This window comes from Kitasatospora sp. NPDC051170, assembly GCF_044455705.1.
Taxonomy (GTDB): domain Bacteria; phylum Actinomycetota; class Actinomycetes; order Streptomycetales; family Streptomycetaceae; genus Kitasatospora.
Window position 1 is genome coordinate 32,662 of the sequence record NZ_JBITFA010000029.1, and the last position, 12,653, is coordinate 45,314.

Consider the following 12,653-nt stretch of genomic DNA (forward strand, 5'->3'; position numbering starts at 1 on the left):
CGCCCCGGACACCGAGGGGCGGTGAGCCGGATTGCCCGCCCCCGACACCCCCCTGCCCGGGGCACTCTCCGGGCTCGCGCCACTGCTGGACCACTACGGGTACCTGGCGGTGGCGCTGCTCGTGCTGCTGGACAACTGCGGCGTCCCGGTGCCCGGCCAGACGATCCTGGTGCTCGCCTCGGTCTACGCGGGCACCGGGCACCTGGACTTCGCGGGCGTGGTGGTGATCGCCTTCGCCGCCGCCGCACTGGGCAACACCCTGGGCTGCCTGATCGGCCGCACCGGCGGGCGGGCGTTCGTCCACCGCTGGGGCCGGTACGTGCTGATCACCCCCGAGCGGCTGGCCCGCGCCGAGGGGTTCTTCTCCCGGCACGGCGGCAAGGTCGTCACCGTGGCCCGGTTCGTGGACGGGCTGCGCCAGACCAACGGCATCATCGCCGGGACGACGGGGATGTCCTGGGGGCGGTTCCTGCCGTTCAACCTGCTGGGCGCGGCGCTGTGGACGGGCGTGTGGGCGGGTTTCGGGTACGTGGCCGGCGCCAACATCGGCACGGTGTACCGGACGGCGCTGCGCTACCAGCTCTGGTTCGCCGTGGGTCTGGGGCTGCTGGTCGCGGCCTTCCTGCTGCGGCAGGTGCTGCGCTACCGGCGCCGGCGCCGGCGCCGCGAGGGCGCCGACGCCGGTGCGGAAGACGCCGGTGCGGGAGGCGCCGGCACGGGAGGCGCCGGCACGGAACACACCGGCACGGAAGACGCCTCCTCCGAAGAGCCTTAGCGCAGCGGGAACACCTCGAAGGGCACCGCGAAGCGGGTGCCCAGGCGGGTGCCAGCGCCCCGGCCGAAGCCCTCCAGGAACTCGCGCGGCTCGGCCATCTGCCCGGCGAGCCCGGCCAGGTAGGCCCGGTGCTCCTCCAGGGAGGCCACGCCGAGGTCGAAGGTCTCGGTGGTGTCCACCGCGTGCCCCGACTCCGGGGAGGCGGCCGCCCAGATCTGGCGGGTGCCGTTCCAGGGCTCGTGGCCCTCCTCGAGCAGCTCGGGGAAGACCCAGCGGTTGCCCGCGTCCCGTACGGCGTCCAGGGTGGCGCGGCCGACGGCGATGTGGTCGGCCTGGTTGAGGAAGACCCCGCCGTACGTCTCGCGGAAGTTGCTGGTGATCACGATGTCAGGGCGGTGGCGGCGCACCGCGCGGGCGATGTCGCGGCGCAGCGGCAGCCCGTACTCGACGACGCCGTCGCGGTGGCCGAGGAACTCGACGGTGTCGACGCCGACGACGCGGGCGGAGGCGATCTGCTCGGCCTCGCGCAGGGGGCCGCACTCGGCGGGGGCGATGCCGTCGATGCCGGCCTCGCCGCTGGTGACCATCACGTAGACGACCTTCTTGCCCTGGGCCGTCCAGCGGGCGACGGCCGCGGCGCCGCCGTACTCCATGTCGTCGGGGTGGGCGACGACGGCGAGAGCGGTCTGCCAGTCCTCGTCGACGTGCTCGTACGGCGCGTAGTCCTCGTGGGCTTCGTCGGTCATGGTGTTTCGTCCCTCTCGGTGCAGCTCTGGTCATACCTTCGTACGGATCATGCGGAGGCGACTCTAGAAGACACCGGACGCCGACGCACCGTCAGACACCCTTCGAACCGGGCTGGTCAGGGGCACCGGCCACAGATGGCCGGTGCCGTGGCCTGGCGTCCCGGCCGCCGCATCCCGCACTGTGGGCATGACAGGAGGGGCAGCTGGTGGGTGAATCGTTGCAGCCGGGGGATCCGCGGCAGTTGGGGGGCTACTACCTCGACGGGCGGCTCGGGGCGGGTGGCCAGGGCGTGGTGTACGAGGGCTACGACGCGCACGGGAGACGCGTCGCGGTCAAGGTGCTGCGCGCCGTCGACGAGGAGGACCGGGCGCGGCTGCGCCGGGAGATCCACGCCTGGCGCAAGGTGGAGCCGTACTGCACCACCCGGGTCCTGGAAGCCGACCTGGACGGCGCCGTCCCCTACGTCGTCAGCGAGTACGTGGCCGGGCCGGACCTGCGCCGGGCCGTGAACCCCGGCCGTCCGTACGGGCCGGAGGAGCTGCGCCGCCTCGCGGTCGGCCTGGCGACGGCGCTGGTGGCGATCCACCGGGCCGGGGTGGTGCACCGGGACCTGAAGCCGGAGAACATCCTGCTCGGGCCGGACGGCCCCCGGGTGATCGACTTCGGCATCGCCCGCATCCTGGAGGGCACCGCGACCACGGGCCTGCCGATGGGCACCCTGCGCTACATGCCGCCCGAGCGCTACCGGGGCGAGCCGGGCGACGGCAAGGTGGACGTGTGGGGCTGGGCGGCCGTCGTGCTGTTCGCGGCCACCGGGTACGACGCCTTCCAGGGGGAGAGCCTCGGGGCGATCGCCGACCGGGTGGCCACCTACGACCCCGACACCTCCTGCCTCGAACAGCCGCTGCGCTCGCTCGTCACCGCCGCCCTGGCCAAGGACGCCCGGCAGCGGCCGAGCGCCGAACAGCTGCTGCTGTCCCTGGTGGGGCGCGCCGATCTGGCCGCCGCGGTGCTCGGCACCGCGCCCGAGGGGCCGCCGCGCGACGCCCCGCCCTCGCGGGCCCAGGTCGCGGAGGCCGCGTTCGCCGCCCTGGGCGAGCAGGAGCAGCAGGCGGTGCCCTCGATCCTGCTGCGGCTGGTCGCCCCGGGCGAGCGGGCGGAGGACACGCTGCGCTCCGCCCGGCGCGGGGAGCTGGGCAACGGCCTCGTCCCCGAGCAGGTCACCGACCAGGTGCTGGAGGCCCTCACCCGGGCCGGCGTCCTGGTCTGGGAGGACGGCAGCGCCACCCTGGCCACCGCGGCCCTGATCCGCGCCTGGCCCCGGCTGCGCGACTGGGTGGCGGCCGAGCGCGCGGGCCTCGCCGTGCACCAGCGCCTGGCCGAAGCTTCCCGGACCTGGTCCGACCACGGCCGCAAGCGCAACGACCTGCTCCAGGGCACCCCGCTGACGCAGGCCCAGGGCTGGGCGGCGACGGGGCGGTTCCACCTGGTGCTCAACGAGGTGGAGCGGGCCTTCCTGGACGCCTGCGCCGCCCTGACCCGCCGCCGGGGCCGCCTGCGGGTGGCGCTCAGCGCCGTGCTGGCGCTGCTGCTGGTCGTCGCCACCGGAGCGGCCGTGGTCGCGTTCCAGCAGCGGAACACCCTGGCCGAGCAGCGTGACCGGGCGACCTCGGCGCAGGTCGCCGGGACGGCACTGTCGCTGCGGACGAGCGATCCGCAGCTGGCGCGGCGCCTGGCGGTGGCGGCGGCGAAGCTGTCGGACACCCCGGAGTCCTGGTCAGCCTTGATGGCGGTGAACAACCAGGGCGAGCAGGACGTGTTCCGGTTGCCCTCGTTCCACGCGACGACGATGGACCTCGACGGTTCGGGCCGCCTGCTCGTGGCCGCCGAGGGGACCCGGGTGGACGTCTGGGACCTCAACACCCGTACGCGGACCGCCTCCTGGACGGCCCCGGCCCCCGTCTACCAGGTGGCGGTGTCCGGGGACGGGAGCACCGCGGCCGTGGCCGGGGACGACGACATCGTGCACATGCTCGACCTCTCCCACGGCGCACCGGCGCCCACCGGGGAGAACTTCTCCGCACCCCATGAACACGACGGAACCTATTCCCAGGTCGCCCTGAGCCCGCACGGGACCTACCTCGTCATCTCCATCGCCTCGGACGGGCCGAAACCAGGCGACCCCGCGCAGAACACGCTGACCGTGTGGAACGCGCACACGGCCGACAAGATCGGCTCCGTGTCCGCTCCGCTCACGCTCTTCCTCCTCGCGGGCACCTCGTTCTCGCCCGACGAGAAGGTCCTCTCCCTCCCCGTGCCGCGCGACGGCCGACCGTTCCTGTGGGACTCGCTCCCGGACAAGGCACCGATCACTGTCCCGGACCTCGGGGTCGAGGAGAAGGACATCACCGGCCCCGTGGTGTTCAGCCCGGACGGGGAGAAGGCGGCGGTGGCCACCAAGAAGGGCGAGGTCGGCCTGTTCAACCGCAGCTACGGAGGCACCACCATGCTCAAGGGGGTCGACTACGTGACCGTCGCCGACTACCCGCTGTCGTTCAGCCACGACGGGAACTTCCTGACCTGGGGCGGCACCATGTGGCTGACGTGTGCGCGGCTCGCCACCGGCTGCCAATCCCAGAGCGAGCCCGTCCTCCGGAACCCGTCCACCGAGGGCGAGTGCAGCCCGCGAACCGCCGCCTATCGCTTCACCGCCGACGACGCCGCCCTGGAGTGCATCGGAACCGACGACAGTGTGCGACAACTCAACGTCCAGGCGTACACCCGGCGCCCCAAGTCGGCGGGGCAGATGTACCAGCACTCGGCGACCAGCCGGGACCGAACGACCCTGGCCCTGCAGGACGGACTGCACATCGACATCTGGTCCCTGGCCTCGCGCACCAAGAAGTTCACCCTGGGCGCGGAGATCTGCTCGGTCGGCGGCTTTCGCCTCAGTGCGGACGGCCACCTGCTCGCGACCCAGTGCGATGACCGGGTCAGCGTCTGGAACCTGGCTGCGGACGGTCAGCCGCTGATCGGATCGATGCCCCTCCAACTGTCGCAGAGAACCTCGGTCGCCTTGGCCTTCTCCCCGGACGGCAGCACACTGGCTGTCGCGGAGACCCGGCGGGACGGCACCGGCAACCTCAGTTTCTGGAACCCCGCCACCCACGAAACGATCCACGCGTTCCAGCACCAGGGCGGGTTTCCCCCCAACGGCCTGCGCCTGCTCTTCCACCCCGACGGGAAGTCCGTCTACGTCGGCCCGGGCATCGGTTCCGTCTCCTTCCCCTCCGGCCAGATCCTGGCCAAGGGCTCCGACGACTTCGAGCCGGACATCGTCAGCGAGGACGGGACCACGCTGTACGCCAACCCCCAGGGCTACCTTCCCTACCTGCGGTCCTGGGACTCCCGGACGCTCCAGCAGAAGGACGGCCTCCGCACCGGGGCGGGCGCGCCGCTGATCACCGACCCCGTCACCGACGGCGCCGTATCGGCCGACGGCCACCTCTTCGCCGTCATCCAGAGGACCGACGGCACCTATCCGGTACAGGTGTGGAACCTCGCCAACCGCCAGGCGCTCGGTGTGCCACTCCGTGGCCCGGTCCAGGAACTGGTGGCCGTCGCCTTCTCGCCGGACGGCACCAGCCTCACCACCGTGGACCGTGAAGGCGCGTTCTTCACCTACCCGATCGCCCCCGCCCTGCTCGTCCGCGACCTGTGCGGCCGCGCGGGCGCCCTCACCGAGGAGGAGTGGAAGCGCTACATCCCGGACGTCGCCTACCGCTCCACCTGCTGACCGCCGCCCGTCCGCCGGTTGCGACCCGCGACCGGCGGATGGCAGAGTCGGCCCCCGTTCAGTTGATCATGTGTCGATGCCAACGGGGGCATGGTGTGTCGGAACAACTGGGGACCTTGGTACGCCGATTGCGCAACAGCGCGAAACTGACGCAACGTCAGCTCGCCGAGGCCGCCGAGATCAGCGAGCGGACCGTACGCCGGCTGGAGAAGGGCGACCCGGTCGACCACCGGATGAAGACCGTCGCCCTCGTCGCCACCGCGCTGCGCGTCGGCGAGGAGGAGCGGGCGCAGCTCCTCGCCCTCGCGGCCGGGGAGACGGCACCGGCCCCGCCCCCCACGGCGCCCGCGCGGCACCGCCCGCTCCCGCTGCACCCCGAACTCACCGACGCGGCGAACCGGTTGGCCCGGGAGCTGCGGCACCGCTGGCAGAACGAGGAGGACCACCGGCGCATCCACGACCCCTTCCCGCTGCCCGTGCGCTGGCGGGCGGCCCCCGCCGGGCTGGGCGACCGGCCGGAGAACGTGCAGCGCCTCGGGCCGGGCGCCGCGCCCGCCGAACTGGACCTCGGCGGGGACATCGCGGGGATCGCCGCACTCTACCGGTCCGTCCCCTCCGGCCGGCTCGCCATCGTCGGGCGGGCGGGCTCGGGCAAGTCCGTGCTGGCGGTCCGGCTCGTCCTCGACCTGCTGGCCGCCGACCCGCTGGCCACCGGGGCCGAGCAGATCCCGGTCGTCCTCCGCCTCAGCTCCTGGGACCCGGCCGACCTCGCGCTCTCCGACTGGATGGAGTCCCAACTCCTCGCCGACCACCCGGACCTGGCGCGCCGCGCCCCGGGCGAGTCCTGCACCCTGGCCGCCGCGCTGATCCGCTCCGACGCGCTGCTGCCCGTCCTGGACGGCTTCGACGAGATCGGAGAGGGGCTGCGCGCCCGGGCGCTGGAGGCGCTCAACGAGACCCAGCGCCCCCTCGTCCTCACCAGCCGCCGGGGCGAACTCGCCGAGGCCGTCGAGGCCGTCCACGCGCCGCTGCTCGGCGCCGCCGTCGTCGAACTGGCCGACCTCACCCCCGAGGACCTGCGGCACTACCTACCCCGCACCAGCCGCACCAGCCACGCCGGCACGCCCGGCACGCCCGACGGCTGGGAGACGCTGCTGCCGGAGCTCCACCGCCCGGAGACCGAGGCCGGCCGGCGGCTGGCCCGGGTCCTGAGCACCCCGCTGATGGTCACCCTCGCCCGGACGCTCTACAGCGACTCCCCCGACCGGCCCGCCCCGGCCGAACTCCTCGACGAGACCCGGTTCCCGACCGCGCAGGCCCTGGAGGACCACCTCCTCGCCGGGTTCGTCCCGGCCCTGTACCGGCGCCGCTCCCCCGCCGCCCGCTGGGACGCCCCGACCGCCCACCGGTGGCTCGCCGCCCTGGCCCGCCACCTCGGCCGCCCCGACCGGCCCGACCGGCCCGACCGAAGCGACCGGCCCGACCGGCAGCACGGCGAACTGGCCTGGTGGCGGCTGCCCGACCTGCTGCCCCGCTCGACCAGGACCCTGGCCGTGGGCCTGGCCGCGTTCCTCTTCGTCACCGTCCCCGCCTGCACCCTCGGCCTGCTCTTCGACCTGACCGCCACCGAGGTGGTCGTCCAGGGCCTGCTGGTCGGCCTCGCCGCCGGATTCGCGTTCGCCGCCGCGTACGCCGTCACCCTCGCCGTCAACCACGGCGAGAGCTGGAAGCCGACGTACGCCCGGCTGCGGTGGCCGCGCGGCGGCGGGGCCGCCCGTGCCCGCTCGCCCCGCGCCGTCGCCGTGCACCTGGGTGGGCTGTTCCTCGGCTCCTTCCTCCTCGGCGCCGGGTGCGCCGTCGCCAGCTCCACGCAGTGGTACCTCTTCGACGACGTCCCGCTCGCCAACCCCCGCATCCGCGACACCGCGCTCGCCAACATGACGCTGTTCGGCCTGACCTTCGCCACCGCCACCACGGCCGTGTTCGGACTCCTCGCCGCCCTGGAGGCCCCGATGGACACCGCCTCCGCCGCCACCCCGGGCAGCCTGCTGGCCGCGAACCGCTCCACGGTCAGCCGTCAGGCCGTCCTGCTGTTCCCCCTGTTCGGCCTCGCCGTCTCGGCCGGCGGCGCCGGGTGGGTCGCCCTGCTCCAGGGCACCTTCGGCCCGTACGACTGGGGGCTCCAGCGGGCCGTCACCATCGGCGCCATCGGCAGCGTCAGCGCCGTCCCCGCGTACGTCCTCGGTTTCACCGCCTGGGGCCAGTGGGTGCTCCTCGTGCGGATCTGGCTGCCGCTCACCGGGCGGCTGCCCTGGGACACCATCGCCTTCCTCGACGACGCCTACCGCCGGGGCGCGCTGCGCCAGGCCGGGGCCGTCTACCAGTTCCGGCACCTGCGGCTGCAGCACCACCTGAGCCGCGAACTTGCCTCTGACGTACGGGTGAGGAGTTAGCGTCCGGGCACCGCGCGGCCGACCGGCCGCCGTCACCCTGCCCGAAGGAGCGCCCCCATGGCCCTGCCCCGTACCGCCCGTGTCGTCCGGCTGAAGTCCCGGCCGCAGGGGCTGCCCGTCGCCTCGGACTTCACCGTGGCCGAGGAGGCGCTGGCGGCGCCCGGGCCCGGGGAGGTACTGGTGCGCAACCGGGCGTTCCTGGTCTTCCCCGGGCTGCGGACGCTGATCGGCGGCGGGGGCGAGAACCTGCCGGTGGCGCACCTCGGCGCCGGGGACGCCCTGTTCGGCCCGGCCCTGGGCGAGGTGCTGGCCGCGCCGGAGGACGGCCCGCTGCGCCCGGGGGACCTGGTCACGCACCTGGCGGGCTGGCGGGAGGCGGTGGTCGCGGAGGCCGGGCGGTTCACGCCGGTGGAGCCCGGGTTCCCGCAGCCGCTCGCCTTGGTCTCGGCCGCCTCCGCCGGGTACGGCGCGCTGACGCGCACCGCCCGGGTGCGCGAGGGGGACGTGGTGCTGGTGACGGCCGCCTCGGGCGCGGTCGGGTCGATGGCCGGGCAGGTCGCCCGGCTGCTGGGCGCGAGCCGGGTGATCGGCACGACCCGCTCGCCGGAGCGGGCCGAGCGGCTCGTCGGCGAACTCGGCTACGACACCGTCCTGGTGGCCGGCGAGCGCCCCTTCGCCGAGCAGCTGGCGGAGGCCGCGCCGGAGGGCCTCGACGTGGTGCTCGACCTGGTCGGCGGCGAGCAGCTGACCGCCGCCGTGGGCGCGGCGCGCCGGGGTGCCCGCTTCGCCCTGGCCGGCGCGGTCGCCGGACAGCTCGACCCGGCCCGCCGGGGCGGCGACGCTCCGGCGGTGGTCGACTCCTTCCGGATCGGCACGCTGGGCCTGAGCCTGCGCGGTTTCACGATCCTCGACCACCCGGACCTGGAGGCCGAGTGGCGCGAGCGGCTCGGCGGCTGGCTGCGCGAGGGGCGGATCACCTTCCCGTACACGGCGGTCACGGGCATCGATCGGGCGCCCGGGGCGTTGAGCGGACTGTTCACCGCAGGCGGGTTCGGGGCGACGATCGTGGAGCTCTGACGCATGACCAGGGGGTACGGGATGCGGATCGGCGACGCGGCGGCAGCGGCGGGCACCACGCCCAGGGCGCTGCGCTTCTACGAGGAGCGCGGGCTGCTGCCGGCGCCGGACCGCTCCGCCTCCGGGCAGCGCGAGTACGGCCCCGGGGAGGTCGCCCGGGTGCGGGTGATCCGCGAACTGCTGGCCGTGGGGCTGACGGTGGACGACCTGGCCAGCCGCGTCCACCGGCTCGACGCCCTGCTGGAGGACCCCCCGCGCCGCTGCTCCGGCGCCGCCGGGCCGGAGACCTTCGCCCCGGTGATCACCGCCCGGCTGGCCGCCCTGGACACGGAGATCGCCCGGCTGACGGCCCTGCGGGAGCGGCTCGCCCGGCACGCCGCGACGGGGGGAGCGGACGTGCCGGGCGAGGTCTAGACGATGCCCTGACCACCCACGCAGGAGTAGGGCAGCGGTTCGAAGCCGTTGAAGCCCCGGGTGGTGTAGGCGGTGGCGTAGGCGCCGCAGGAGTGGATCCACACCGGGTCGCCGGAGGCGAGGGCGCGGGGCACCCGGACGCGTCCGTCCTCCTCGTCGAAGGCGTCGTCGCTGTCGCAGGTGGGGCCGGCGACGACGGCGTTGACGAACTGGCCGCCGGGGTGGGTGGGGAACTCCAGGCGGTACTGCAACTGGTCCATCTCGTAGAGGCCGTTGAACTTGCCGCAGCTCAGGTAGAGCCAGTCCTGGCGGGTGCCGTCGAGCTGGTGGCGGGAGGAGAGCCGGGCGACGTGGGCGCGGATGGCGCCGTGGTCGGCGACGAGGTGGCGGCCGGGTTCGACGAGGAACTCCAGCGGGACGGTGCTGACGGCCCTGAGCCTGGCCATGCCCTCGCGCAGGGCGGCGAACATCTCGTCCAGCGGCGGCTCCAGGGGGCGGCCGTGCCGGTCGAGGACTCCGAGGGCGGGCAGGCCCCCGCCGAGGTTGATCCGATCGGGCCTGATGCCACGCCAGTTGAGGGCCTCCAGCACCTCCTCCAGGGAGTCGACGGCGGCCGTCCAGGCCTCGGCGGTCAGCTGCTGGGAGCCGACGTGCACGCTCAGCCCGGAGGGCACCAGGCCCGCGGTGCGGGCGGCGTCCATGACGCGCAGCGCGTCCTCGGGCGAGCAGCCGAACTTGCGGCTCAGGCCCCACAGGGCGCCGTCGCCGGTGGTGGCGATGCGGCAGAACACCCGGGATCCGGGGGCGTGTTCGGCTATCGCGGCGACGTCCTCCAGGCTGTCGGTGGCGAAGTCGCGCACGCCCAGCCGGTACGCCTCGGCGATGTTGTGGTCGGACTTGACGGTGTTGCCGTAGTGGATCAGCTCGGGCGGCACGCCGGTGCGCAGGGCCTGGTCGATCTCCTGGGGCCCGGCCGCGTCGAAGCCGGAGCCGAGGGCGGCGAGGTGGGCGAGCACCTCGTCCAGCGGACACGCCTTCATGGCGAACCGGACGGCCACGCCGGGCAGCTCGGCGAGCATGTCGGCGTACTGGCGGGCGATGCCGTCGAGGTCGTAGACGATCCGGTCGTCGGTGGCGGCCTCGAGGGCGGCGCGCAGGGCGGTGCGGTCGTGGCGCTCGGCGTTCGGGGCGACGGTGCTGTGGACGGTGAGGTGGGCGGTCGGCGCCCGGTGGGCGGCCGGGGCCCGGCGGGTGGTCATGGCGGTGGTCATGGTGGTGGTCGCGGTCAGGCGTGTCACGTGCTTACCACTCCATCGTTCGTAGTCGACGCAGCGCTTTCCTGGGCGCAATGCGTGCGGATGCGGCGAGCCCTCGACGACCGCTCGGCGGCGCCTCCGGAACGGGGACCGCTCACTGAAAGCCCGGTCCGCACACACTCCATCCCGCCGTCGGCCCCGAGCATCGACTGCCGACGCCTCAGGTGGCCAACTCGCCCGTCCGACAGGGCCTCTCACCTTGCCTCAGCACTCGTCGGACCACGCGCTCCCTACGTTGGACTAGACCAACTAATGGTGTCAACCCTTTCCCGTTGGTTACCGATTGGGAAATCCCGGCGGTTCACCTGCCAACTCATGAGTGCTTTATGTTTCGGTGCCGGACATAAGCCGGGATATGTTTCCGGAATTGACATAACTGCGGAAAGAACTGAACCGTAACCCCGCGCTCCGCCGTTGGCGCACCTGTCGCCCGCGAGGGCGTGCCTAGTCCTGGATGCGGCGCCAGGGGTGGGCTTCCTCGAGGGCGAGGGAGAGTTCGAGGAGGAGGCGCTCCTGCCCGTGGGCGGCGGAGAGGTGGATGCCGATGGGCAGGCCCTCGGGGCTGGCCGCGGTGGGGAGGGTGATGGCGGGGCCGCCGGTGACGTTGTTGACCGGAGTGAAGGCCACGTAGCGCAGGAGGCGCTCGATGAGCTCCTCGTAGGGGACGTTGGGGCTCAGGTGGCCCAGAGGCGGGGCGGTGTGGGCGAGGACCGGGGAGAGGATCGCGTCGTGGTGGTGGAAGATGCCGGCGTACACCGCCTCGGCCTGGCGCAGCCTTCGCAGCACGCCCGGGGTGCGACGGAACTCGGACTGGAAGTGGCGCCGCAGGCCCGTGGTGAGGCCGTCGAGGCGGCTCATGCGGAAGCTGGGGTCGAGCATCAGCGGGCCGCTGACGGCGATGGCGAAGGCGATGTAGCCCCAGTAGGAGACGAAGTCGCGGGAGAACTCCTCCCCGAAGGGCAGGGTCATGGGTTCGACGTGGTGGCCCAGGGCCTCCAGTCGGGCGGCCGTCTCCTCGACCGCGCGGCGGGTCGGCCCGTCGGCCTCGGCTATCGGCGAGTCCACGACCAGGCCGATCCGCAGCCGCCGCATCCCGGGCCGAAGGACGTGCCCGACGGGCGGCAACTCCGGGTTGCGGTGGTGGAGTTCGGCGGCGGCGAAGAACGCGGCGGTGTCCCGCACCGAGCGGGTGAGCACCCCGTCGGTGACCAGGTCGATCGGCAGTTTGCCGCCCTGCGCGTTGGCGACCAGGCGGCCCCGGGTGGGCTTGAGGCCGACGAGTCCGCAGCAGGCGGCGGGGATGCGGATGGACCCGCCGCCGTCGTTGGCGTGCGCGATCGGCACGACGCCGGAGGCGACCAGGGCGGCCGACCCGCCGGAGGAGGCCCCGGCGGAGTGGCTCGGCCGCCAGGGGTTGCGCACGGGCGGGGCGGCGGCGAACTCGGTGGAGGCGTTGAGCCCGAACTCGGGCAGCCGGGTCTTGCCGAGGACGGCGAGGCCCGTGGAGAGGAACTGGTCGGTGAAGCGGGCGTTGCGCCGGGCGGGGCGGGCGCGGAACGCGGCGCTGCCCATACCGGTGGGCACTCCGCGCAGGTCCACGTTGTCCTTGAGGTAGGTGGGCACGCCCCACAGCGGTCCGCGGATGCCCTCGCGGCTGATCCGGGGCCGGTCGCCCGAGTCGTGGGCGAGGGGCGCGAGCGCGGCGTCGATCCGGGCGGCGCGGGCGACGGCGGCCGCGACGAGTTCCCGGGGGTCGGCCTCGCCGGAGCGCACCAGGGCGGCCAGGGCGACGGCGTCGTGCGCGCCGAGCGCGTCGTCGGCGAAGGCGTGAACCCGCTGCTCGCTCATCCCCACGGCCATTCCCCACTCCGGTTCCCGTCGGCCTCCCGCCGCGCGACACGCGGGGCCGACGATCGCTACTGACGGGTAGTCTCGCGCGGCTCCGCAGTCTAGGCCCTCTCTTTCGGATGTTGTCGGATCAGCGGGCGGCGTTGGGGTGCGTGCATCGGCGGCGCCGAGGAGGGAGTCCATGCGGTGGGGGCACCTCCCGGCCGAAGGCTGGGGGACATCGGCGA

At 74.0% G+C, this 12,653-nt stretch carries 8 protein-coding genes; 5 read left to right on the forward strand and 3 right to left on the reverse strand.

Annotated features, from left to right (window positions below; all coding sequences use genetic code 11):
* The first annotated feature begins 31 nt into the window (after positions 1-31).
* Entirely contained in the window at positions 32-775 is a 744-nt protein-coding gene (locus ACIBCA_RS36275; RefSeq protein ID WP_396287438.1) for a DedA family protein, read from the forward strand.
* Here the strand turns inward: ACIBCA_RS36275 and ACIBCA_RS36280 are convergent.
* Positions 772-1,521: a PIG-L deacetylase family protein gene (locus ACIBCA_RS36280; RefSeq protein ID WP_396287439.1), complete on the reverse strand. Its 750-nt coding sequence runs from the start codon at positions 1,519-1,521 to the stop codon at positions 772-774. The two genes, ACIBCA_RS36275 and ACIBCA_RS36280, sit on opposite strands and share 4 nt — an antisense overlap.
* Positions 1,522-1,727: 206 nt before the next feature.
* On the opposite strand from ACIBCA_RS36280, the gene ACIBCA_RS36285 reads away from it, so the two are divergent.
* The 4 genes from ACIBCA_RS36285 (at position 1,728) to ACIBCA_RS36300 (ending at position 9,262) form a co-directional block, all read left to right on the forward strand.
* A complete protein-coding gene (locus ACIBCA_RS36285) occupies positions 1,728-5,318 on the forward strand; it encodes a protein kinase (RefSeq protein ID WP_396287440.1) in 3,591 nt (1,196 codons plus the stop codon).
* Between the two features lie 68 nt (positions 5,319-5,386).
* Positions 5,387-7,771 (forward strand): helix-turn-helix domain-containing protein, encoded by a 2,385-nt coding sequence (locus tag ACIBCA_RS36290; protein ID WP_396287441.1) that lies wholly within the window; start codon positions 5,387-5,389, stop codon positions 7,769-7,771.
* A 57-nt stretch (positions 7,772-7,828) separates the two neighbouring features.
* Positions 7,829-8,848: an MDR family NADP-dependent oxidoreductase gene (locus tag ACIBCA_RS36295; protein WP_396287442.1), complete on the forward strand. Its 1,020-nt coding sequence runs from the start codon at positions 7,829-7,831 to the stop codon at positions 8,846-8,848.
* Positions 8,849-8,869: 21 nt separating this feature from the next.
* Positions 8,870-9,262, forward strand: coding sequence for a MerR family transcriptional regulator (locus ACIBCA_RS36300; protein ID WP_396287446.1), 393 nt, complete (start codon positions 8,870-8,872; stop codon positions 9,260-9,262).
* Here the strand turns inward: ACIBCA_RS36300 and ACIBCA_RS36305 are convergent.
* Together ACIBCA_RS36305 and ACIBCA_RS36310 are read right to left on the reverse strand one after the other, a co-directional pair.
* Positions 9,259-10,560, reverse strand: a complete 1,302-nt coding sequence (locus tag ACIBCA_RS36305; RefSeq protein ID WP_396287443.1) for a type III PLP-dependent enzyme — start codon at positions 10,558-10,560, stop codon at positions 9,259-9,261. The genes ACIBCA_RS36300 and ACIBCA_RS36305 overlap by 4 nt on opposite strands.
* 462 nt (positions 10,561-11,022) lie before the next feature.
* Complete coding sequence (locus ACIBCA_RS36310) at positions 11,023-12,426, reverse strand: amidase (RefSeq protein WP_396287444.1); 1,404 nt, start codon at positions 12,424-12,426, stop codon at positions 11,023-11,025.
* Positions 12,427-12,653 lie beyond the last annotated feature (227 nt).

What these genes read in the sequence shown, in the direction of transcription:
- ACIBCA_RS36280 (WP_396287439.1), bottom strand. Translation starts at nt 1,521, where the DNA reads ATGACCGACGAAGCCCACGAGGACTACGCGCCGTACGAGCACGTCGAC.
- ACIBCA_RS36290 (WP_396287441.1), top strand. Translation starts at nt 5,387, where the DNA reads ATGTGTCGATGCCAACGGGGGCATGGTGTGTCGGAACAACTGGGGACC.
- ACIBCA_RS36295 (WP_396287442.1), top strand. Translation starts at nt 7,829, where the DNA reads ATGGCCCTGCCCCGTACCGCCCGTGTCGTCCGGCTGAAGTCCCGGCCG.
- ACIBCA_RS36300 (WP_396287446.1), top strand. Translation starts at nt 8,870, where the DNA reads ATGCGGATCGGCGACGCGGCGGCAGCGGCGGGCACCACGCCCAGGGCG.
- ACIBCA_RS36310 (WP_396287444.1), bottom strand. Translation starts at nt 12,426, where the DNA reads ATGAGCGAGCAGCGGGTTCACGCCTTCGCCGACGACGCGCTCGGCGCG.